Below are 21,750 nucleotides of genomic sequence, written 5' to 3' on the forward strand. Positions count from 1 at the left end.
CGTCGCTACTTCATGGGCGTACTCATCGCGTGCTCATCGAGTGCTCATCGCAATCTCGACCTACTTCCAACTCGCGGGGTACCAGGGCCGCACAGGGGTTCCGTGCGGCGCTTCTTACGGTGTTTCCTGCTCGACTCGGTGGCGAAGCGCCTCCGTGTCGAACGGTCCAGGGGCCCGATAAGCCCGCTGGAACGCCCGGCGGCGGACCGCCAGGTCGAGACAGACCAGGGCGGGGTGCACGTAGGCACCCCGGCCGGGCAGCGTACCGCGATCATCGGGGACGCATCGGCCCTCGATCACCACGATCCGCAGCAGATCGCTCTTGGCCGCTCGCTCCCGGCATCCCACACAGGTTCGCTCAGGGCATACGCGGTCATGCGTCCGGCCAGACACTCTTTAGTCTACCTCCCCGTATCGACCTCACCCCTTCGGGGCACAAATCGAACGGCTGTTTCTCGTCACATACTGTCGTGAACCAAGCGCGGAGCGCCCGGGCTTATTCCCCGCCCTGCTCGGTGTCCGGGCGGATGTCGATGCGCCAGCCGGTCAGCCGGGCCGCCAGGCGGGCGTTCTGCCCCTCCTTGCCGATGGCGAGGGAGAGCTGGTAGTCGGGGACCGTCACACGGGCCGAACGGGCCGCGAGGTCGACGACCTCGACCTTGGAGACACGGGCCGGGGAGAGCGCGTTGGCCACCATCTCCGCCGGGTCGTCCGACCAGTCGACGATGTCGATCTTCTCGCCGTTCAGCTCGCCCATCACGTTGCGCACGCGACCGCCCATGGGGCCGATGCAGGCGCCCTTGGCGTTGAGCCCGCTGCGCGTCGAACGCACCGCGATCTTCGTACGGTGACCTGCCTCACGTGCGATGGCCGAGATCTCGACGCTGCCGTCGGCGATCTCCGGCACCTCGAGCGCGAAGAGCTTCTTCACCAGGCTCGGGTGCGTACGCGACAGGGTCACGGACGGACCGCGCACGCCCTTCGCGACACGGACGACGTACGAGCGCAGGCGCATGCCGTGCTGGTACTCCTCGCCCGGCACCTGCTCCTGCACCGGCAGGATCGCCTCGAGCTTGCCGATGTCGACCAGCACGTTCTTCGGGTCGCGGCCCTGCTGGACCACGCCCATCACGATGTCGCCCTCACGGCCCGCGTACTCGCCGAGCGTCGCGTCGTCCTGGGCGTCGCGCAGGCGCTGCAGGATGACCTGCTTCGCGGTGGTGGCGGCGATGCGGCCGAAGTCGGACGGGGTGTCGTCGAACTCCTTGGCCTCCTGGCCCTCTTCGAGGTCCGCCGGATCCTCCGTCGCCCACACCGTCACGTGGCCGCTCTCGCGGTCCAGCTTCACGCGTGCGCGGCGGAAGCTCCCGTCGGTGCGGTGGTAGGCGATGAGGAGGGCCGACTCGATCGCCTCGACCAGCAGGTCGAAGGAGATCTCCTTCTCCCGCACCAGACCCCGCAGGGCACTCATGTCGATGTCCACGGCTACGCCTCCTCTTCGTTCTCTTCGTTCTTGTTCTTACGGTTGAACTCGACCTGGACCCGCGCCTTGGCGATGTCCGTGAAGCCGAGCCGTCGGGCGGTGGCCTTGCGGCCCTTCACGCCCGGTACTTCGAGGTCGATTCCCTCGTCGTCGACTTCGAGGATGCGCGCGACCAGTTCACTCTCGTCGGTCAGCTGGAACCTGACGAGGCGGTCCAACGCGCGGACGTAGTGGCGGTGCTCGGTGAGAGCGCGCTCGGCACCCGGGGTGCCGACCTCCAGCTCGTACTCACCGTCGCCCATGGCGTCCGTCTCGTCGAGCTTCGCCGAGAGCGCGCGGCTCACATCGGCGACCCGGTCGAGGTCGGCTCCTTCGTCGGAGTCCACGACGACACGCAGCACCCGCTTACGTCCTACCGAGGCCACTTCGATCTCTTCGAGGTCGAGCCCCTCTGAGCCGACGAGCGGTTCCAGTAGTTCCCGCAGCCTCTCGTTCTGGGTCGTGCTCATCCGGGTGACTCCTCGGCCGCGTGTGCTGTTGTGGTTTGCCGTCATTCCATGCGCGTCAGGTCAAAGGGTATCCGGTCCAGGGGGGTGTTGCCGTCCACCCGGGAAGGAGCGACGGTACGGTGATCACCGGCCGCTCCGTCCCGATCGCGCCGAAACCTTCTGAGCCGAAACCCTGTCTGAGCCTGTCTGAGCCTTCCCGCCGCACCCTTCTGCCGAGGACGACCGCCGTGCCGCTCACCACTCGGTCCCGCCCGGGGCCACGCCGTAGGAGTCTGCTCGCCTCGCTGGCCGGGGCCGCGTTGCTGACCGGGTGTACGGACGACAGCGACGACGGCGCCCAGGGCGCACCCTCGCTGTCGCAGGAGAGAAGGCTGAAGGCGCGGGCGGCCCGCGAGAGCGCGGATCTGCTGGGCCAGTACGACCGGGCGCTCGCCGCGCTCCCCTCGCTGGCGGCCAGGATCGGCCCGCTGCGCGAAGAGGTCGAACGGCACGTGAAGGCGTTCGGCGGCGCGGTCCGGCCATCGGCGCTCGCCCCGTCGGCGACCACCCCGCCGGTCGCCGAGAAGGACGCGCTGAAGGCGCTGGCGGCGGCCGAGCGGGCGCTGTCGGACCGGCGGATGACGGCGTTGCTCGACGCCCCCGCCGAACAGGCGCGCCTGCTCGCCTCGGTGGCGGCGGCCGGGGCCGGGCACGCGTATCTGCTGACGGAGGAGTGACGCTGATGAGCGAGAGCGAACTGCTCGCGACGGTGCAGGCCGCGCTGCGTGCCGAGCACGCGGCGGTGTACGGGTACGGGGTGGTCGGCGGCCGGATCGGCGCGGGCCGCCGCGCCGAGGCGAAGGCCGCGTACGACGCGCACCGCGCCCGCCGGGACGAACTGCGGCGCACGGTGGGCGACCTGGGCGGCAGCCCCGCGGAATCCGCCGGGGCGTACGCGCTGCCGTTCCCGGTGCCGGACGCGGCCGCCGCGGCTCGGCTCGCGGCGGACATCGAGGACAAGGTCGCCGGGGTGTACTCGGACCTCGTCCGGACGGCGAGCGGCGAGCGGCGCCGGGGCGCGGCGGACGCGCTGCGGGAGGCGGCCGTCCGTGCGGTGCGGTGGCGCGGCGGGAGCGTAGCCTTCCCTGGGCTCGCCGAACGGGCGGCGGTGCCCTCCGCATCGCCCTCGGCGACTCCGCGTACGTAAGCAGCTGCTGACTTCAGTAGTACTTCGGTAGTACTCAGGTAGTAACTGCGTCGTTCTGGAAGGGATCTCTCGCGCATGGCTTTTGAACCGCCGCAGCGGCTGGTGAACGCGCTCGGCGAAGTGCGCGACGAAGGGGCGTCGGCGTGGCTCGGCCGGGCCGGAACCCTGCTCGACGAGGCCGCGGCCCGGCGCGAGGTGACCGTCGAGCGGGTGCACGTGCCCGGCGGGCGCAGCAGTCTGATCGCCCATGTCCGGACGCCGGACGGCGCGCCCGCGGTGCTGAAGCTCGCGCCCGAGCGGTTCCGTCCGGAGGCGGAGCGGGCGGCGCTGACGCACTGGAACGGCTTCGGGGCGGTACGCCTGCTGGATCCCGGCGTCAACGACGGGGCGCTGCTCCTGGAGCGGCTGCACCCCGAGGTCTCGGTGCGGACGCTGCCGGAGGCGAAGGCGCTCCTCGAGGCGGCGGGCACGTTGCGCCGGCTGTGGACGGAGCCGCCGGCCGGGCGCAACTGCGAGACCGTGCCCGAGCGCACGGGCCGGCAGGCGACGGCGATGCGGGCGGGCGCGGACGCGTTCCCCGAGGTCGCCCCGCTGGTCGACGCGGCTCTTCAGGCCCGCGATGAGCTGGTGGCCGCGCCGCCCGAACTGCGGCTGCTGCACGGCACGTTCCGGCAGTCCAAGGTGCTCTCCGGCGAGCGGACGCCGTGGCTGGCCGTCGGGCCCGACCCGGTCGTCGGCGAGTGCGCCTTCGACCTGGCACGGCTGGTGCGCGACCGGGTCGAGGACCTGATCGGCTCGCCGTCGGGCCCGGCCATCACCCGCCGCCGCGTGAAGCGGCTCGCCGAGTCCCTGGACGTGGACCAGGTGCGGCTGCGCGGCTGGACGCTGTTCCGGGCCGTGGAGTCCGGGGTGCGGGCGCTGCGCGTGGGGCGGGAGCGGGACGGCGAGAACCTGCTGGAGTTCGCGGGCTGGCTCTGAGAGCCTTTTTTTGAGACACGTACGAAGCAGGACAGCGCCCCGGACATGAGTGTCCGGGGCGCTGTCCTGCTGCCGGCTGATTACGCGGTGAGGCGGGCCACGGCCTCCTCGACCGTGAGCTCCTCGCGCTCGCCCGTGCGGCGGTCCTTCAGCTCGACGACACCGTCGGCACTGCGGCGGCCCGCGACCAGGATCTTCGGCACACCGATCAGCTCGGAGTCGGTGAACTTCACGCCCGGGGAGATGCCGGGGCGGTCGTCGACCAGGACGCGGACGCCGGCCGCGGCCAGCTTGTCGGAGACCTCCAGGGCCAGCTCCGTCTGGAGGGCCTTGCCCGCGGCGACGACGTGCACGTCGGCCGGGGCGATCTCCTCGGGCCAGATGAGTCCCTTGTCGTCGGCGTGCTGCTCGGCGAGGGCGGCGACGGCCCGCGAGACGCCGATGCCGTACGAGCCCATGGTGACGCGGACCGGCTTGCCGTTCGGGCCGAGCACGTCGAGCTGGAAGGCGTCGGCGTACTTGCGGCCGAGCTGGAAGATGTGGCCGATCTCGATGGCGCGGTCCAGCTTGAGGCCCGTACCGCAGGCCGGGCACGGGTCGCCTTCCTGGACGACGACGACGTCGACGTACTCGGAGACCTCGAAGTCCCGTCCGGCGACGACGTTCTTGGCGTGCACGCCGTCCTTGTTGGCGCCGGTGATCCACGCGGTGCCGGGGGCGACGCGCGGGTCGGCGAGGTAGGTGACCTTCTCCAGGCCCTGCGGGCCGACGTAGCCGCGGACGAGATCGTCGCGGCCCTCGAAGTCCTCGGCCGTCACGAGCTCGACGGCGGCCGGGGCGAAGTGCGCCTCGACCTTGTCCAGGTCGACCTCGCGGTCGCCGGGGACGCCGACGGCGACGATCTCGCCGTCGACCTTCACCAGCAGGTTCTTCAGAGTGGCCGACGCCGGGACGCCGAGGTGCGCGGCGAGCGTCTCGATGGTCGGGGTGTCGGGCGTGGGGACCTCTTCGAGGACGGGGGCCTCGGTCGCGTCCACCGGCTTCAAGGCGTAGGTGACCGCCTCGGTGTTGGCCGCGTAGTCGCAGTTCGGGCAGTCGGCGAAGGTGTCCTCGCCGGCTCCGGCCGGGGCCAGGAACTCCTCGGACTTGGAGCCGCCCATGGCGCCGGCGGTCGCCGCGCAGATCCGGTAGTCGAGGCCGAGGCGCTCGAAGATGCGCTGGTAGGCGGCGCGGTGCAGGGCGTACGACTCGGCGAGGCCCTCGTCCGTCAGGTCGAAGGAGTACGAGTCCTTCATCTGGAACTCGCGGCCGCGCAGGATGCCGGCGCGGGGGCGGGCCTCGTCGCGGTACTTCGTCTGGATCTGGTAGAGGATCACCGGCAGGTCCTTGTAGGACGTGCACTGGTCCTTGACCAGCTGGGTGAAGATCTCCTCGTGGGTCGGGCCGAGGAGGTAGTCGCCGCCCCTGCGGTCGTTGAGGCGGAACAGCTCGGCGCCGTACTCCTCCCAGCGGCCGGTCGCCTCGTAGGGCTCCTTGGGCAGCAGCGCGGGGAGCAGGACCTCCTGGGCGCCGATGGCGTCCATCTCCTCGCGGACGATGCGCTCGACGTTCGCGTAGACCTTGCGGCCGAGCGGCAGCCAGGACCAGACACCGGCCGCGGTGCGGCGCACGAAACCGGCGCGGACCAGCAGTTTGTGGCTGAGCACCTCGGCGTCAGCCGGGTCGTCGCGCAGGGTCTTCACCATCAAGCGGGACATGCGCTGGACCTGGGCCTTGGCCATGATTTCTCGACTCCTGCGACGAAAGGGTTGTGTCCAGGAGGTTAGCCGGGCGGTGGGCGCGGCCGGAAATCGGTTCCGGGTCGGCGGCTTCGCTCAGCGGCGCAGCGGGAGGGGTGCGCCCATCACCGCGTACGGCTTCGGGGCGCTGGGGAAGAGGACCTGCCGCGCCAGGTCGTCGTAGCCGAGGGAGTGGTAGAGGCCGCGGGCCGGGCTGTCGAAGTCGATCGCGGAGAGGATCGAGCGGGGCTGCGTCGCGGAGTCGGTGATCGTGGTGATGAGGGTGCGGCCGATACCGCGGTTCTGGTAGCCGGGGTGGACGTGCAGCTCGGTGATGACGAAGGAGTCGTCGAGCCAGTGCTCGTGGCCCTGGGCGCGCAGGTACGGCTCGACGACCGTGGACCACCAGTGGGTACGGTCGTTCGGCATGCCGTAGACGAACCCGACGAGGCGGCCGGTCTCCGTGGTGGCGCCGAGGGCGCGGGCCCCGGCGTAGGTGATGTGGCGCAGCACGATCTGCCGGCGTACGGCGATCTCGTCGTCGCTCAGGCCGAAGGCGTACGCCTGGACGGCGAGGGCGTCGTCGACGCGGGCGTGCAGATCGAGGGGGCCGATGGTGACGGCGGCGTCGTCCGTACGGTTCCGGTGCGGCATTCCCGGAGGGTACCCCGACGGGCCGGGCCTCCTGTTCGGAGGCCCGGAACGCCGAGGTCAGCCCCGCACCGGCAGGCGCGGCACGCTTGCCAGCAGGCGGCGGGTGTAGGCGTGGGCGGGTGTGCCGAGGACCGTGGAGGTGGCTCCTGCCTCGACGACCCGGCCGCGCTCCAGGACGACGGTGCGCTCGCACAGGGCGGCCACCACCGACAGGTCGTGGGAGACCATCACGACCGTCAGGCCCGCGGTCTCCTTCAGCTCCGCCAGCAGGTCGACGACCTTCACCCGCGTCGTGACGTCGAGCGCTGAGACCGGTTCGTCGGCGAGGAGCACCCGTGGGTCGCAGACGGTGGCCCGCGCGATGGCGATGCGCTGGCGCTGGCCGCCGGAGAACTCGTGCGGGTAGCGGTCCGCGGCGTCCGCCGGGAGGCCCACCCGGCTCAGCGCCTCGGCGACGCGGCGCCCGGCGTCCGCGCCGGTGGCGATCCCGAGGGAGCCGAGCGGCTCGGCCACGATGCGGCGGACGCGCTGGCGCGGGTCGAGGGAGGCGTACGGGTCCTGGAAGACGCACTGCACGCCGCGCCGGAACGCCTTCATCTGCGCCCGGTCGCGCAGCCGCAGCGCGTCACCGTCGAAGCGGACCGTGCCTTCGGTGGGCCGGGCGAGGCCGAGCAGCATGCGCAGCAGTGTCGTCTTGCCGGCTCCGGACTCGCCGACGAGCGCCAGGCTCTGCCCGGCCTCCACGGCGACGGAGACGTCCCGGACGACCGGTGCCGCGCTCCCCCGGTACGCGTACGACACCGCGTCGAGCTCCAGGATCGGAGTCATCGCGCACCTCCCAGGTCGAGCGCCGCTTCCAGCTGCCGCGCGCTGTCCACCAGCGCCTTGGTGTAGGCCTCGCGAGGAGCCCGTACGACGTCGGCGACGGCGCCCGTCTCGACCGCGCGGCCGTCCTTCATGACCAGCACCCGGTCCGTCACCCGGGAGACGACCGCGAGGTCGTGGCTGACGAACAGCACCGCCATGCCGCGCTCGCGCACGAGCCCGTCGATCAGGTCGAGCATCTCGGCCTGCACGGTCACGTCCAGGGCCGTCGTCGGTTCGTCGGCGATCAGCAGCGCCGGGTCACAGGCCAGTGCCATGGCGAGCGCGATCCGCTGGCGCTGGCCGCCGGAGATCTCGTGCGGGAAGGCGCGGGCGATACGGTCCGGCTCCGGCAGCCGCACCTGGTCGAGCAGCGCGGTCACCGCCGTCCCCAGCGCCGCGCCCTTCAACTGCCGCCGCCTGCGCAGTGGTTCGGCGATCTGGCGGCCCACCCGCATCAACGGGTCCAGGGCCGTCAGCGGCTCCTGAAAGACGACGGCCGCGCTCCGCCCTCGTACTCCTATGAGGGTCCGCTCGCTCGCCCCGACGATCTGCGTGCCGTCCAGCTCGACGCTGCCGGTCACCGTCATGCCCCGGGGCAGCAGGCCGAGCACGGCGAGCGTGGTCAGGGATTTCCCGGAGCCGGATTCGCCGATGAGGCCGAGCCGTTCGCCGCGCGCGATCTCGAAGCCGAGCTCCGAGACGAGCGGACGCCCCTCGGCGGTACGGATCGTCAGGTCGGCGACCGAGAGCAGTACGTCCTTCACAGCGCGGCCCTCCCCTTGCGCGTAGTCGGGTCGAGGACGTCGCGCAGGCCGTCCGCGATCAGGTTCACGCCGATCACCAGGAGGACGAGCAGGGCGCCCGGCGCGAGCGCGCCCGCCGGAGCGGTCGTGAACGTCGCCTGGGCCTCCTGGAGCATGCGGCCCCACGAGGCGTTCGGCGGCGGTGCGCCGAGGCCCAGATAGGACAGGCTCGCCTCGGCCAGGACGGCGAGGCCGAACTGCAGCGCCAGGTTGACCGCGAGGGTCGGCCAGATGTTGGGCAGTACGTGCGCGGCGACGACCCGCCCCCAGGACGTGCCGGAGGTACGGGACGCGGTGATGTAGTCCTGCGCCAGGACGCGCTTGACCAGGATCCGGGTCAGCCGGGCCACGACGGCGCTCTGCGCGAGGCCGATCGCGAGGATCGCGGAGCCGAGCGTCGCCGAGCGCGCGGCGACGATCAGCATGGCGAGCAGCAGCGTCGGGAACGCGATGAGGATGTCGAGCAGCGCGGAGAGGGTGTCGTCGAACCAGCCCTGCGCGAACGCCGCGAGGATGCCGAGGACCACGCCGAGCAGTGCCGCGACGGCCACCGCCCCGAGCCCGGCCTGAAGGGCGATCCGCGATCCTGTCATGAGCTGGGTGAACAGGTCGCGGCCGAGCTTGTCGGTGCCGAGCAGGTGCCCGCCGCCGGGCCCGGCGAGCCGCCCGCCGGACGTGTCGTCGCTGTCGTAGGGCAGCCAGAAGAGCGAGACGAGCGCCAGGAGAACCACGAGGCCCGCCAGGATCCCGCCCGTCCAGAGAGTGACGGATGCCTTGCGCTTCATCGCACGCCACCTCCCGACAGCCGGCCGCGCAGCCGCGGATCCACGATGCGTTGGACGAGGTCCGCCACGAACCCGATGATCAGCACCCCGAAGGTCGAGACGAACAGGACGCCCTGGATCACCGGGTAGTCGTGCTGGGCGATCCCGGTCGCGAGCATCGAGCCGAGGCCGGGCAGCGCGTAGACGGACTCGACGACCACGGCGCCGAGCAGCGTGGACGCCAGCTCGATGCCGAGCACCGAGATGACCGGCACGGAGGCGTTGCGCAGTCCGTGCCGCCACATGGCCCGGCCGAACGACGAGCCGAGCGCGCGTGCCGTGCGCAGGTATTCGCTGTCGAGGACGTCGAGGGTGGCCGAGCGTACGTACCGGATCAGGGACGCCGACATCACCAGGGCCACCGTCACCACCGGCAGGACGAGCGAGCGGATCGCCTCACCCGGGGTGTCCCAGGCGTCCTGCGGGAAGCCGCCTGAGGGCAGCCAGCCCGCGTTCAGCGCGAAGACGGCGATGAGGATCATGCCGAGCCAGAACACCGGGACGGCGATGCCGAGTTGGGAGACGCCGCTGAGCAGCGCCCCGTACCAGGTGTTCTTCTTGTACGCGGCCACGAAGCCGGCGGGTACGGCGACGAGCACGGCGAGCACGAACGCCGAGAGGGTCAGCGGCACCGTCACGCTCAGGCGCTGCGAGACCTCGGGGCCGACGGGCAGTGAGCTGACGAAGGACGTGCCGAGGTCGCCGCTCGCCAACTGGCCGACCCAGTGCGTGAATTGTTGCGGCAGCGGCTGGTCGGAGCCGATGGAGTGCCGGGCCGCGGCGATCTGCTCCGGGGAGGCGCCCACCGAGGTGAGCGCGTTCGCCGGGTCGCCGGGCAGCATCCGAAGGAGCACGAACAGCACGATGCTCGCGAGGACGAGGGAGACCAGCAGGAACACCAGCCTCCGCAGGAGGTACCTGACCATAGGAGGGTCAGCTGCTCTTCTTGATGTCGTACGCGAAGAACTGCGAGTTGAGGCCGTTGAGCGGGTAGCCCGACAGCTTCGTGTTCGCGACGACGATCTGCGGATACAGGTACAGCCAGTCGCTGGCCGCGTCCTCGGCGGTCTTGCGGTTGACCTTCTTCAGGAGGTCGGTCTGCGCCTGCGTGCTGGAGGCCTCCTCGGCCTGCCCGACCCACTTCTGGACCTGCTTGTCGTCGTAACCCCAGTAGAAGTCGGGGTTGCCGTACCAGACGAGGTCGCGGTCGTTGACGTGCTCCTGGAGCGTCGCCGAGAAGTCGTGGTTCTTGTAGACCTTCGTGTACCACTCGTCGGGCGTGATCGTGTTGATCTTGACGGTGATGCCGACCTTGGCGAGCTGCGACTTGATGAAGGTGGCGGCGGTGGGGTGCGGGTCGTAGTTCGGGGTGTCCAGCGTGAAGCTGAAGCCCTTGTCGTACCCGGCCTCCTTCAGCAGCTTCTTGGCCTTCGTCACGTCGTACGCGTTGACCTTGGTCAGGTCCTCGTACCAGGGGTCGGTGGGCGGCACCATCGACCCGATCTCCTTGCCGTAACCGCCCCAGACGGATTCGAGGAGCTTCTTGTCGTCGATGGCGGCGGAGACGGCCTGGCGCACCTTGACGTTCGTGAACGGCTTGGCCTTGTCGTTGAAGGCGAGGAGCAGCTTGGTGGTCGAATCGCCGTCGTTGACCTTGTAATTCTGGTTCGACTTGAACTGGTCGAGGGCGTCCGGCGACTGCTCGCTCGTGACGACGTCCACGGCGTTCGTGAGCAGCGCGTTGTTGAGGGCCGTCGCGTCCTTGTAGTAGTGGAAGACGACCTGCTTGTTCTTGGCGGCAGAGCCCCAGTAGCCGCTGAACCGGTCGAGGCTGAGCGCCGAGCCGCGCGTCCACTTGTTCAGCTTGTACGGGCCCGTGCCGTCTTCCGTCGTCTTCAGGTTCTTCGCGGCGGAGTTGATGATCCACACGTAGGAGAGGTTGTAGACGAAGGAGATCGACTTCTTCGACAGGGTGACCTTGACGGTCTTCGCGTCGGGAGTGGCGATGTCCTTGATGACCTCGAGGTTCGCCTTGCGCGCGGACTGCGAATCCTTGGCGATCACCTTCTCCAGGCTGTACTTGACGTCCTCGCTGCTCAGCGTCTTGCCGCTGTGGAACTTGACGCCGTCGCGGAGCGTGAAGGTGTACGTGAGCCCGTCGCCGCTGACCTTGTAGTCCTGGGCGAGGAGCTTGTCGACCTTGCCGTCGTCGGTGAGCCGGAAGAGGCCTTCGTAGACGTTGCCGTTGAGGGCCTCGGTGACGCCCTGGCCGCCGCCACCGGTGTTGTCGAGGTTCTGCGGCTCGTAGAGCGAGCCTATGTTGACGGCGGCGTTCTTGTCGTAACTGCCGTTCTCCGAGCCGGAGTTGGCGCCGCCCCCGCCGCAGGCGGCGAGGGTGACCGCGAGGGCGACGGTGAGCGCGCCGGCGTAGAGGGGCTTCTTGGGGAGGTTCATGGGGGGCCTTACGCGAAGGGGTGCGGGGAGGTGATCAGTGAGCGGTGCCGGTGGCGCCGTCGCGGAAGACGGGGAGCTTCTCGCCGGCCTCGACGGGCAGGTGGAAGCGGTTCTGCCGCGGCGGCATCGGACAGTTGTACTGATCGGAGAAGCCGCACGGGGGCACGAAGGCCCGGTTGAAGTCGAGGCGTACGCGGCCCTCGCCGGTGTGATCGACGTGTTCCACGAAGAGGAAGCGCCCGGCGCCGTAGGTGGATGCGCCGTTCGTCGGATCGCCGAAGACGAGCAGCAGGGTGCCGTCGTCGTCGAAGGCCGAGAGCGTGTAGGCGGTGCCGTCGACGGTGAGGGCGATGTCGCCGGGGACGACCTTCTCGCGGGTGCCGCCGTTGTCCCGGAGGTGCTCGAAAGCCACGCGGCGGGCGCCCTCGACGGGCGTGTACGTGGCATCGAGGACCCACTCCGGGTCGTACGGGAAGGCGTCGATGCGCTCGAAGTCCTGGACGGCCGGGGAGTCCGCGTCCCAGAGGCGCAGGCCGTGCTCGGGTTCGCCGGTGACCAGGTCGGTCCGCTCAAGCGCGGTGACCGTCACGGTGTCGGGCTGCCCGGCGCGGACGGCGTCCAGGTCGGGGAGTTCACCGGCGGGCAGCCAGCGGGTCTCGACGAGCGCGAGGTTCCCGGTGGGGGCGGTGACGGAGCGGTACCGCTCGGCACGCCAGGCCTCCCAGCGCCCCTGGGGGTCGTCGGACGGGGCGGCTTCGCCGGAAACAGACATCGTCGGGCACCTACATTCCGTGAACCTTAAACCAAAGCTCTCCCTTTATGGTTCATAAGGCTCACTAATGTCAAACGGTGTCAAAGAGATGAGACGGGCTCCACACGCCCCGCACAGACAAGCGCGAGCGTCCTAGAACAGGACGCTCATGAACGCCCCGACCTCTTCGAACCCCACGCGCCGGTACGCGGCGCGGGCCGGGGTGTTGAAGTCGTTGACGTAGAGGCTGACGACGGGCGCGACGTCCGCGAGCGCGTAGCGCAGCACGGCGGCCATGCCGGGGGCGGCGAGGCCGCGGCCGCGGTGCTCGGGGGCGACCCAGACGCCCTGGATCTGGCAGGCCTGGTCGGTGGCGGCGCCGATCTCCGCCTTGAAGACCACCTTGCCGTTCTCGTCGAGGCGGGCGAACGAGCGGCCGGAGCCGACCAGTTCGGCCACCCGCGCCTGGTAGAGCAGGCCGCCGTCACCGGCCAGCGGAGAGACGCCGACCTCCTCGGTGAACATCGCCACGCACGCCGGCATGATCGCGTCCATCTCGTCCTTGCGGATCCGGCGCACGTACGGGTCCGGGGCGACGACGGCGGACACCCGGTCGGTCATCATCAGCGGCTGGTGCGGACGCACGTCGCGGGCGGGGCCCCAGCTCCCTTCGAGCAGCCGCCACAGCTGGGCGGTCGGCTCGGCGGGCCCGACGATCGACGAGCAGCGCCGGCCCGCCCGCCGCGCGCGGTCGGCGAAGCCGCGGACGGCCCGGTCGGTCGCGCAGATCGGCACCAGGTTGGCGCCCGCGTAACACAGCGACCGCAGCATGCCGTCCTCGTACCAGCCCCACATCTCGCCACCGAGCCGCCACGGGTCCAGGCCCGCGATGCGGACGCGGGCCGTCACGAAGGCATTGGTGACCGGCTCGCGGTCGAGTACGGCGAGCGCGGCGTCGAGGTCACTCGGTTCGAGGACCCGGGTGGTGGTCTGAGTCAACACGTGCGGGGCCTTTTTGGCTGGGCTGCTGATCTCCGCACTGTACCTGCCGGTCGTATGAGCCGCCTCTGCCTCTGGTGCGGCCCTCGTTCACCACCGTGTGCCGGGTGCCCCTTCGTCGGGCGTCCGCGGGCCGGTGGGGACTTCTCGCGCAGTTCCCCGCGCCCCTGCGAGGCGCACTTCGTGCGCGCTCTTGGGGCTGCGGCGAAGCCGCATGCACCAGGGGCGCGGGGAACTGCGCGATCAGCCACGACGAGAGGCGCGCCCGCCCGGCGGGAGGAACCCGGCAGACGAGCGCGCGAAACGGCAGAACGGGCGGAGCCGATGTCAGCCCGCGATGGCCACGGACGGCTCGCCGGAGGCCACGCCGTCCTTCTCCATCTGCTCGGCGATCTTCATCGCCTCTTCGATGAGGGTCTCCACGATCTTCGACTCGGGGACGGTCTTGATGACCTCGCCCTTCACGAAGATCTGGCCCTTGCCGTTGCCGGAGGCGACACCGAGGTCGGCCTCGCGGGCCTCACCAGGACCGTTCACGACGCAGCCCATGACGGCCACGCGCAGCGGGACCTCCATGCCGTCGAGACCGGCGGTGACCTCTTCGGCCAGCTTGTAGACGTCGACCTGGGCGCGGCCGCAGGACGGGCAGGAGACGATCTCCAGGCGGCGCGGGCGCAGGCCGAGCGACTCCAGGATCTGGTTGCCGACCTTGATCTCCTCGACCGGCGGGGCCGAGAGCGAGACGCGGATGGTGTCGCCGATGCCCTCGGAGAGCAGCGCGCCGAACGCGACGGCCGACTTGATGGTGCCCTGGAAGGCCGGGCCTGCCTCGGTGACGCCGAGGTGCAGCGGGTAGTCGCACTTCTCGGCGAGCAGCCGGTAGGCGTTGACCATCACGACCGGGTCGTTGTGCTTGACCGAGATCTTGATGTCGCGGAAGTCGTGCTCCTCGAAGAGCGACGCCTCCCACAGTGCCGACTCGGCGAGGGCCTCGGGGGTCGCCTTGCCGTACTTCTGGAGCAGCCGGCGGTCGAGCGAGCCCGCGTTCACACCGATGCGGATCGGGGTGCCGTGGTCCTTCGCCGCCTTGGCGATCTCCCTGACCTTGTCGTCGAACTGCTTGATGTTGCCCGGGTTCACCCGGACCGCGGCGCAGCCCGCCTCGATGGCGGCGAAGACGTACTTCGGCTGGAAGTGGATGTCCGCGATCACTGGGATCTGCGACTTCTTGGCGATGATCGGCAGCGCGTCGGCGTCGTCCTGCGTGGGGCAGGCCACCCGCACGATCTGACAGCCGGACGCCGTCAGCTCGGCGATCTGCTGCAGCGTGGCGCCGATGTCGGACGTACGCGTCGTGGTCATCGACTGCACCGAGATCGGGGCGTCGCCGCCGACGGCCACCGTGCCGACCTGGATCTGCCGGCTCTTGCGCCGCTCGGCGAGCTTGATCGGTACGTCCGGCATGCCGAGTGAAATCGCAGTCATCTGCTGTGCAACCCCAAGGTATGAATCGAGTCCCAGGCTTCCGAATCCCAGGCTTCCGAGATTACGGCACCGGCGCACGGCCAAGCACATCGCGCCCCATAACTCCACCCAAAGGTGGGCGGCCGGGCACACAGGGTGCCCGGCCGCCCTAAATCAGACGTGCTCAGGAGATTCGTACGGGGTTAACGACGTCCGCGATCAGGACGAGGATCGTGAAGCAGACGAAGATTCCGGCCACCACGTACGCGACGGGCATGAGCTTCGCCACGTCGAAGGGGCCCGGGTCGGGGCGTCGGAACACCCGGGCCAGGTTGCGCCGCAGCGCCTCCCAGAGGGCGCCCGCGATGTGGCCGCCGTCGAGCGGGAGCAGCGGCAGCATGTTGAAGAGGAAGAGGGACAGGTTGAACCCGGCGACCAGCATCAGCGACATCGCCAGCTTCTGGGTGGCCGGGATGTCGAGCGCGGCGATGTCGCCGCCGACGCGGGCCGCTCCGACCACGCCCATCGGGGAGTCCTGGTCGCGCGGGCCGTCGCCGAACGCCGCGTCCCACAGGGCCGGGATCTTCGCCGGAAGGGCGACGATGGAGTCGACGGCGTCGCCGACCCGGTCGGTCATCCAGGTCACGGAGTCGCCGAAGTCCTGGTGCACGACTCCGGTGGCGGCGGTGAAGCCGAGGAAGCCGGCCTTGACGTAGCCGTCGGTGATCTGGCCGCTGGAGTCCTTCTTCGCCACCTGGTTCGTGGCGATCTTCGCGTGCAGCGTCAACCGCTGTCCGTCGCGCTCGACGACGATCGGGACGGTCCGGCCCGCGTTGTCCCGGATCTCGTCGGACAGGGTGTTCCACTTCTCCGTGGCGACCCCGTCGAACGAGACGATCTTGTCCTTGGCCTGGAGGCCCGCGGCCTTGGCCGGGGACTGCGGGTCGGACGCCTTGCAGGTGTCGCGGTTGGCGCTGGCCTGGATGACGCAGGGCGAGACGGACTCGACCGCGTTCGTCTGCTGGGTGACGCCGAAGCCCATCAGGACCGTGAAGAAGAGGCCGACCGCGAGGATCAGGTTCATGAAGGGGCCCGCGAACATCACGATGACGCGCTTCCAGGGCTTGCGCGTGTAGAAGAGGCGGGTCTCGTCGCCGGGCTGCACCTCCTCGAAGGCGGCCGCGCGGGCGTCCTCCACCATGGAGCGGAACGGCGAGGTCGAGCGGGCCTCGATCCTGCCGTCGGCGCCGGGCGGGAACATGCCGATCATGCGGATGTAGCCGCCGAGCGGGATCGCCTTGACGCCGTACTCGGTCTCGCCCTTCTTCCGCGAGAAAATGGTGGGCCCGAAGCCGACCATGTACTGCGGGACGCGGATGCCGAAGAGCTTGGCCGTCGAGAGGTGGCCCAGTTCGTGCCAGGCGATGGAGATGAGCAGCCCCACCACGAAGACGAGTACGCCGAGGATCATCATCAAGGTCGTCATGCACGAGCCTCCGCGGTCGTCGTCTCGGTCGTCGCCGTCACTTCGCGGGCCCGGGCGCGCGCCCAGGTCTCCGCTTCGAGGACGTCCGCGACCGTCAGCGCAGTTCCCGGCACCGATGTCGAAGGGGCGCCGTGTTCCTCGACGACCCGGGTGACGGTCTCCATGATGCCGTTGAACGGCAGGGCGCCCTTCAGGAAGGCGTCCACGCACTCCTCGTTGGCGGCATTGAACACCGCCGGAGCCGTACCCGCGAGCTGCCCCACGTGCCGGGCCAGGCCCACGGAGGGGAACGCTTCGGTGTCGAGCGGGAAGAACTCCCAGGTCGACGCCTTCGTCCAGTCGAACGCGGGCGCCGCGTCCGGGATCCGCTCGGGCCAGCCGAGGCCGATCGCGATGGGGCCGCCCATGTCGGGCGGCGTCGCCTGGAGGATCGAGGAGCCGTCGACGTACTCGACCATGGAGTGCACGTAGGACTGGGGGTGTACGACGACTTCGATGCGGTCGAAGGGGATGTCGTAGAGCAGGTGCGCCTCGATGACCTCCAGGCCCTTGTTGACCAGGGTCGCCGAGTTCACGGTGATGACCGGGCCCATCGCCCAGGTCGGGTGCGCGAGCGCGTCCTGGACCGTGACATCCGCGAGGTCCGCCTTCGTGCGGCCGCGGAAGGGGCCGCCGGACGCGGTGACCACGAGCTTGCGGACGTCGGCGCGGGTGCCCGCGGCGAGCGCCTGGAAGAGGGCGGCGTGCTCGGAGTCGACCGGGATGATCTGGCCGGGCTTGGCGAGCGCCTTCACCAGGGGGCCGCCGACGATCAGCGACTCCTTGTTGGCGAGGGCCAGGGTGCGGCCCGCTTCGAGGGCGGCGAGGGTGGGCGCGAGGCCGATCGAACCCGTGATGCCGTTGAGGACGGTGTGGCAGTCGCCGCGGCCGGCGATCTCCGTGGCGGCGCCCGGACCCGCGAGGATCTCCGGGAGCGGCTCCCCCGGCCCGTACCGCGCGGCCAGCGCCTCGCGCAGCGCGGGTACGGCGTCCTCGCGGGCGACGGCGACGGTGCGCACGCGCAGCCGGTGCGCCTGCTCGGCCAGCAGGGCGACCCGGCCGCCGGCGGCGCTGAGTGCGGTGACGCGGAACCGGTCCGGGTTGCGCAGCACGAGGTCGATGGCCTGCGTGCCGATCGAGCCCGTCGAGCCCAGCACGGCGATGTCCCTGGGGGCGTCGCCGGAGGCGGGGTCGAAGACGAGGTGCGGGTCGGCGAGCGGCGATGGGCTGTCGGTCATCCCCCTATTGTTGCCTGGCCTTGCTGTGAGTCCGACAGGGTGTCCCCGGATGCCCCCGTACGGGTTCGCGTCGTCGGCGTCAGCGGGTCATCGACCGTACGTAATGGCTGAGGTTGGCGCTCACCACACCGCGTACGTAGAGGGCCGTGCCCGTGACCAACACCGGGACGGAGACCGCGAGGACGGCGAGGAGGGTGGGCCAGGGACTGACCGAACAGGGGTTGCGGATGTGGTCCTCGTAGCCGAGCTCGATCCGTTCGAAGAGCGGGGCGCCGCAGTCCGGGTCGGCGCCGAGGACCGGCCACGGAAGGACGAGTCTGAGCGCGACGTACAGCCAGAGCAGGCCGCCGATCCACAGCAGGAGCAGGCCACGGCCGCGCATCCGCTGGGTCTCGGTGAGGAAGCGGCGCTCCAGGTCGTCGCGGTACTTCTTCTCGTCGCGCATGGGGCCCCCGGTGTCGTGGTGACGGATCCGCCGGACTCTACCGGCGGATCCGTCGGCCGCGACGGGGAGGTGATCAGCGGATCGGGCGGTGCACGTTCTCCCGTTTGCTGGGGCCGGGTGCGGCGTCGGCGATCCAGGGTCCTTCGCCGCTCGGGTCGATGACGCCCTGCTCCAGCCAGGCGTACGTGCCGCCGAGGACGCCCTTGACGACCTTGTGGTCGAGGTCGTCGGTGTTGGTCCACAGGCGGTCGAAGAGCTCGTCGGCGCGGATCCGGGCCTGGCGGCAGAAGACGTCGGCGAGCTGGTAGGCCTCGCGGCCGTACTCCTCGGTGGTGCGCAGGAGTTCGGCGCGGACGCAGGCCGCGCTGATGGCGAAGAGTTCGGCGCCGATGTCGACGATGCGGCCGAGGAAGCCCTGTTTGGTCTCCATGCGGCCCTGCCAGCGGGACATGGCGTAGAACGTGGAGCGGGCGAGCTTGCGGGCCGAGCGTTCGACGTAGCGCAGATGGCCGGAGAGGTCCGGGTGGCCCGCCGGGTGGAACTCGGCGTAGGAGCGCGGGAGTTGGCCGGGTCCTGTGACCAGCTTCGGCAGCCACTTGGCGTAGAAGCCGCCTGCCTTGGCGCCCGCCTTCGCCTTGTCCGTCAGGGACTTGTCCGGGTCGATCAGGTCGCCGGCCACGGCGAGGTGCGCGTCGACGGCCTCGCGGGCGATCAGCAGATGCATGATCTCCGTCGAGCCCTCGAAGATGCGGTTGATGCGCATGTCGCGCAGCATCTGCTCGGTGGGCACGGCGCGTTCGCCACGGGCCGCGAGGGACTCGGCGGTCTCGAAGCCGCGGCCGCCGCGGATCTGGACGAGTTCGTCGGCCATCAGCCAGCCCATCTCGGAGCCGTACAGCTTGGCGAGGGCGGCCTCGATGCGGATGTCGTTGCGGTCCTCGTCGGCCATCTGGGAGGAGAGGTCGACGACCGCCTCCAGGGCGAAGGTGGTGGCCGCGATGAAGGAGATCTTCGCGCCGACCGCCTCGTGGAACGCGACCGGCTTGCCCCACTGTTCGCGCGCCGCCGACCATTCGCGGGCGATCTTCAGGCACCACTTGCCGGCGCCGACGCACATCGCGGGCAGTGACAGGCGGCCGGTGTTGAGCGTGGTGAGGGCGATCTTCAGGCCTGCGCCCTCGGCACCGATCCGGTTCGCCGCGGGGACCCGGACCTGGTGGAAGCGGGTGACCCCGTTCTCCAGGCCGCGCAGGCCCATGAAGGCGTTGCGGTTCTCGACGGTGACGCCGGGCGCCGCGGCCTCCACGACGAACGCGGTGATGCCGCCCCGGTGGTTCTCGGACTTCGGCACGCGCGCCATGACGACGAGGAGATCCGCGACGACCCCGTTGGTCGTCCACAGCTTCACGCCGTCGATGACGTAGTCGTCGCCGTCCGGGATGGCCGCCGTGGCCAGCCTCGCGGGGTCGGACCCCACGTCGGGTTCGGTCAGCAGAAAGGCGCTGATGTCCGTGCGCGCGCACCGCGGCAGGAACGCGTCCTTCTGTTCCTGTGTGCCGAACATCTTCAGCGGCTGGGGTACGCCGATCGACTGATGGGCCGAGAGCAGCGCGCCGATGGCCGGGCTCGCCGAGCCGACCAGGGCGAGCGCCTTGTTGTAGTAGACCTGGGTGAGGCCGAGGCCGCCGTACTTCGTGTCGATCTTCATGCCGAGCGCGCCGAGCTCCCTGAGCCCGTTGACCGTCTCGTCGGGGATCTTCGCCTCGCGCTCGATGCGGGCCGAGTCGATCTTCGTTTCGCAGAAGTCGCGCAGCTGGGCGAGGAACGCCTCGCCGCGCCGGGCGTCCTCGTCGGCGGGCATCGGGTGCGGGTGGATGAGGTCGAGCCGGAACCGGCCGAGGAACAGTTCCTTGGCGAAGCTGGGCTTGCGCCAGTCCTGTTCACGGGCGGCCTCGGCGACCTGCCGGGCCTCTCGTTCGGAAACCTTGGCCCGGTGCTGGGGTGTTGCGGACATGAGGTTCACCTCGCCGCGCGTCGGTGCACCGGGCCGGTCCGTTACCGACTGGTGCTACTCGCTCGTATGTACCCGATCCGGGGCATGGCGGCCAGTCCTTGCGCACTCTCCCGTCACGAAGCGACGGCCGGAGCCCCCCGCACTGTGGGCTCCGGCCGTCGTGGTCGGCGTGGTTCGGGGGCCGCCCGCTACAGGGCGAGGCCGGTGAGGACGAGGACGCGCTCGTACGTGTAGTCGTCCATCGCGTACCGCACGCCCTCGCGGCCGACGCCGGACTGCTTGGCGCCGCCGTACGGCATCTGGTCGGCGCGGTAGGACGGCGCGTCGCCGACGACGACGCCGCCGACCTCCAGGGCGCGGTGGGCACGGAACGCGGTCTGCAGGTCGTGCGTGAACACCCCTGCCTGGAGGCCGTACTTGGAGTCGTTGACTGCGGCGAAGGCCTCGTCCTCCCCGTCGACCCTCTTCACGGTGAGGACCGGTCCGAAGACCTCCTCGCAGGAGAGCGTGACATCGGCCGGTACGTCGGCGAGGACGGTCGGCGCGTACGTGGCGCCGTCGCGCTTGCCGCCCGCGAGGAGCGCGGCACCGGCGTCCACGGCCTCGGTCACCCATGCCTCTACGCGCTTTGCGGCGTCCTCGCTCACCAGCGGGCCCACGTCGGTGGCGTCGTCGGCCGGGTCGCCGGTGACCTGCGCCTCGACAGCGGCGACGATCTTCGGGAGCAGCCGGTCGTAGACCGCGGCGTCGGCGATGACCCGCTGCACCGAGATGCAGGACTGGCCGCCCTGGTAGTTGGAGAAGGTGGCGATGCGGCCCGCCGCCCAGTCCAGGTCCGCCTCGGAGTCGTAGTCGGCGAGGACGACGGCCGCGCCGTTGCCGCCGAGTTCGAGCGTGCAGTGCTTGCGGGGCACGCTGTCCATGATCGCGTAGCCGACCGGTCCTGAACCCGTGAAGGAGATGACGGGCAGGCGCTCGTCCTGGACGAGGGCGGGCATCTTCTCGTTCGGCACGGTGAGGACCGACCAGGAACCGGCGGGCAGCTCGGTCTCCGCGAGCAGCTCGCCGAGCACGAGGGAGGAGAGCGGGGTCGCCGGGGCCGGCTTGAGGATGATCGGGGCGCCGACCGCGATGGCCGGGGCGACCTTGTGGGCGCTCAGGTTCAGCGGGAAGTTGAAGGGCGCGATGCCGAGGACGACGCCCTTGGGGATGCGGCGGGTCAGGGCGAGCCGGCCGGTGCCGCCCTGGTCGGTGTCGAGGCGCTGGGCGTCGCCGCTGTTCCAGCGGCGCGCTTCCTCGGCGGCGAACCGGAAGACGCTGACAGCGCGGCCCACTTCACCTCGGGCCCACTTGATCGGCTTGCCGTTCTCCGCGGAGATCAGCCGGGCGATCTCCTCGGTGCGCTCGGTGAGCCGGTCCGCGACGTGGTTCAGGGCCTTGGCGCGGACGTGTGCCGGGGTCGCGGCGAACTCCTCGCGTACCGCGTGCGCGGCGGCGACGGCCTCCTCGACCTGGGCCTCGGTCGGCACGCTGACGGTGCCGACGAGTCGGCCGTCGTAGGAGTTGGTGACGTCGAAGGTGGCGTCCCCGGTGGCCTGGCGGCCGGCGAGCCAGAAGGCGTGGGTGGCGGTCATGAGTCTCTACCGGCCTTTCCGTGTACGGGCTTGTTGCTGTGCCCTCACGTTAGGCCTGGCCGGCCGGGGGATGGTTTCGCCGGGGTGTAGTGGTCGGGAGTGGGTTCTTTGCCGAATTGGCCTAGGCGATGCGTCGCCGGTGGC

Annotated in this window: 21 protein-coding genes; 3 read left to right on the plus strand and 18 right to left on the minus strand. The window is 70.5% G+C overall.

Annotated elements, in window-relative coordinates:
• Positions 1 to 114 precede the first annotated feature (114 nt).
• The 3 genes from ACIREE_RS21640 to rimP form a co-directional block, all read right to left on the minus strand.
• Positions 115 to 393 (minus strand): YlxR family protein, encoded by a 279-nt coding sequence (locus ACIREE_RS21640; protein ID WP_404154426.1) that lies wholly within the window; start codon positions 391 to 393, stop codon positions 115 to 117.
• A 103-nt stretch (positions 394 to 496) separates the two neighbouring features.
• On the minus strand, positions 497 to 1,483 hold the full coding sequence (gene nusA / locus ACIREE_RS21645; RefSeq protein ID WP_363196541.1) for a transcription termination factor NusA: 987 nt from the start codon (positions 1,481 to 1,483) through the stop codon (positions 497 to 499).
• Between the two features lie 2 nt (positions 1,484 to 1,485).
• Complete coding sequence (gene rimP, locus ACIREE_RS21650; protein ID WP_404154429.1) at positions 1,486 to 1,992, minus strand: ribosome maturation factor RimP; 507 nt, start codon at positions 1,990 to 1,992, stop codon at positions 1,486 to 1,488.
• A 227-nt stretch (positions 1,993 to 2,219) separates the two neighbouring features.
• Here rimP and ACIREE_RS21655 point away from each other — a divergent pair, with 227 nt between their 5' ends.
• The 3 genes from ACIREE_RS21655 to ACIREE_RS21665 all read left to right on the plus strand — a co-directional run bounded on the left by ACIREE_RS21655 (position 2,220) and on the right by ACIREE_RS21665 (position 4,156).
• Positions 2,220 to 2,708, plus strand: coding sequence for a hypothetical protein (locus ACIREE_RS21655; RefSeq protein ID WP_404154432.1), 489 nt, complete (start codon positions 2,220 to 2,222; stop codon positions 2,706 to 2,708).
• 5 nt (positions 2,709 to 2,713) lie between these two features.
• On the plus strand, positions 2,714 to 3,178 hold the full coding sequence (locus ACIREE_RS21660) for a ferritin-like domain-containing protein (protein ID WP_404154437.1): 465 nt from the start codon (positions 2,714 to 2,716) through the stop codon (positions 3,176 to 3,178).
• 75 nt (positions 3,179 to 3,253) lie between these two features.
• Positions 3,254 to 4,156: an aminoglycoside phosphotransferase family protein gene (locus ACIREE_RS21665; RefSeq protein ID WP_404154440.1), complete on the plus strand. Its 903-nt coding sequence runs from the start codon at positions 3,254 to 3,256 to the stop codon at positions 4,154 to 4,156.
• An 80-nt stretch (positions 4,157 to 4,236) separates the two neighbouring features.
• On the opposite strand, the gene ACIREE_RS21670 is transcribed toward ACIREE_RS21665, so the two are convergent.
• The 15 genes from ACIREE_RS21670 to ACIREE_RS21740 all read right to left on the minus strand — a co-directional run bounded on the left by ACIREE_RS21670 (position 4,237) and on the right by ACIREE_RS21740 (position 21,606).
• Positions 4,237 to 5,937 carry a proline--tRNA ligase gene (locus tag ACIREE_RS21670; RefSeq protein WP_404154443.1) on the minus strand — a complete coding sequence of 567 codons (1,701 nt, stop codon included), beginning with the start codon at positions 5,935 to 5,937 and terminating at the stop codon, positions 4,237 to 4,239.
• A 93-nt stretch (positions 5,938 to 6,030) separates the two neighbouring features.
• Positions 6,031 to 6,588, minus strand: a complete 558-nt coding sequence (locus ACIREE_RS21675) for a GNAT family N-acetyltransferase (RefSeq protein WP_404154445.1) — start codon at positions 6,586 to 6,588, stop codon at positions 6,031 to 6,033.
• A gap of 57 nt (positions 6,589 to 6,645) precedes the next feature.
• On the minus strand, positions 6,646 to 7,416 hold the full coding sequence (locus ACIREE_RS21680) for an ABC transporter ATP-binding protein (RefSeq protein ID WP_404154448.1): 771 nt from the start codon (positions 7,414 to 7,416) through the stop codon (positions 6,646 to 6,648).
• Positions 7,413 to 8,219, minus strand: coding sequence for an ATP-binding cassette domain-containing protein (locus ACIREE_RS21685; RefSeq protein WP_404154451.1), 807 nt, complete (start codon positions 8,217 to 8,219; stop codon positions 7,413 to 7,415). The genes ACIREE_RS21680 and ACIREE_RS21685 overlap by 4 nt, the downstream gene beginning before the upstream one ends.
• A complete protein-coding gene (locus ACIREE_RS21690; protein WP_404154454.1) occupies positions 8,216 to 9,043 on the minus strand; it encodes an ABC transporter permease in 828 nt (275 codons plus the stop codon). Before ACIREE_RS21690 ends, ACIREE_RS21685 begins: the two co-directional genes overlap by 4 nt.
• Positions 9,040 to 10,008, minus strand: coding sequence for an ABC transporter permease (locus ACIREE_RS21695; protein WP_404154456.1), 969 nt, complete (start codon positions 10,006 to 10,008; stop codon positions 9,040 to 9,042). The genes ACIREE_RS21690 and ACIREE_RS21695 overlap by 4 nt, the downstream gene beginning before the upstream one ends.
• A 7-nt stretch (positions 10,009 to 10,015) precedes the next feature.
• The gene (locus ACIREE_RS21700; protein WP_404154458.1) at positions 10,016 to 11,536 is read right to left on the minus strand and encodes an ABC transporter substrate-binding protein; all 1,521 of its coding nucleotides are present in this window, start codon (positions 11,534 to 11,536) and stop codon (positions 10,016 to 10,018) included.
• A gap of 34 nt (positions 11,537 to 11,570) precedes the next feature.
• Positions 11,571 to 12,308 (minus strand): DUF1684 domain-containing protein, encoded by a 738-nt coding sequence (locus ACIREE_RS21705; RefSeq protein WP_404154461.1) that lies wholly within the window; start codon positions 12,306 to 12,308, stop codon positions 11,571 to 11,573.
• A gap of 132 nt (positions 12,309 to 12,440) precedes the next feature.
• Positions 12,441 to 13,289: a GNAT family N-acetyltransferase gene (locus tag ACIREE_RS21710; protein WP_404154463.1), complete on the minus strand. Its 849-nt coding sequence runs from the start codon at positions 13,287 to 13,289 to the stop codon at positions 12,441 to 12,443.
• Positions 13,290 to 13,613: 324 nt separating this feature from the next.
• A complete protein-coding gene (gene ispG / locus ACIREE_RS21715; protein ID WP_404154466.1) occupies positions 13,614 to 14,771 on the minus strand; it encodes a flavodoxin-dependent (E)-4-hydroxy-3-methylbut-2-enyl-diphosphate synthase in 1,158 nt (385 codons plus the stop codon).
• 163 nt (positions 14,772 to 14,934) lie between these two features.
• Entirely contained in the window at positions 14,935 to 16,236 is a 1,302-nt protein-coding gene (locus ACIREE_RS21720) for a M50 family metallopeptidase (RefSeq protein WP_404154468.1), read from the minus strand.
• On the minus strand, positions 16,233 to 17,513 hold the full coding sequence (gene dxr / locus ACIREE_RS21725) for a 1-deoxy-D-xylulose-5-phosphate reductoisomerase (RefSeq protein WP_404154470.1): 1,281 nt from the start codon (positions 17,511 to 17,513) through the stop codon (positions 16,233 to 16,235). The genes ACIREE_RS21720 and dxr overlap by 4 nt, the downstream gene beginning before the upstream one ends.
• A 79-nt stretch (positions 17,514 to 17,592) precedes the next feature.
• Positions 17,593 to 17,958, minus strand: a complete 366-nt coding sequence (locus ACIREE_RS21730) for a hypothetical protein (protein WP_404154473.1) — start codon at positions 17,956 to 17,958, stop codon at positions 17,593 to 17,595.
• 73 nt (positions 17,959 to 18,031) lie between these two features.
• Positions 18,032 to 19,972: an acyl-CoA dehydrogenase family protein gene (locus ACIREE_RS21735; protein WP_404154475.1), complete on the minus strand. Its 1,941-nt coding sequence runs from the start codon at positions 19,970 to 19,972 to the stop codon at positions 18,032 to 18,034.
• A gap of 188 nt (positions 19,973 to 20,160) precedes the next feature.
• Positions 20,161 to 21,606: an aldehyde dehydrogenase family protein gene (locus tag ACIREE_RS21740; RefSeq protein WP_404154478.1), complete on the minus strand. Its 1,446-nt coding sequence runs from the start codon at positions 21,604 to 21,606 to the stop codon at positions 20,161 to 20,163.
• Positions 21,607 to 21,750 lie beyond the last annotated feature (144 nt).

Source organism: Streptomyces sp. NPDC102467 (assembly GCF_044765445.1).
Classification (GTDB): domain Bacteria; phylum Actinomycetota; class Actinomycetes; order Streptomycetales; family Streptomycetaceae; genus Streptomyces.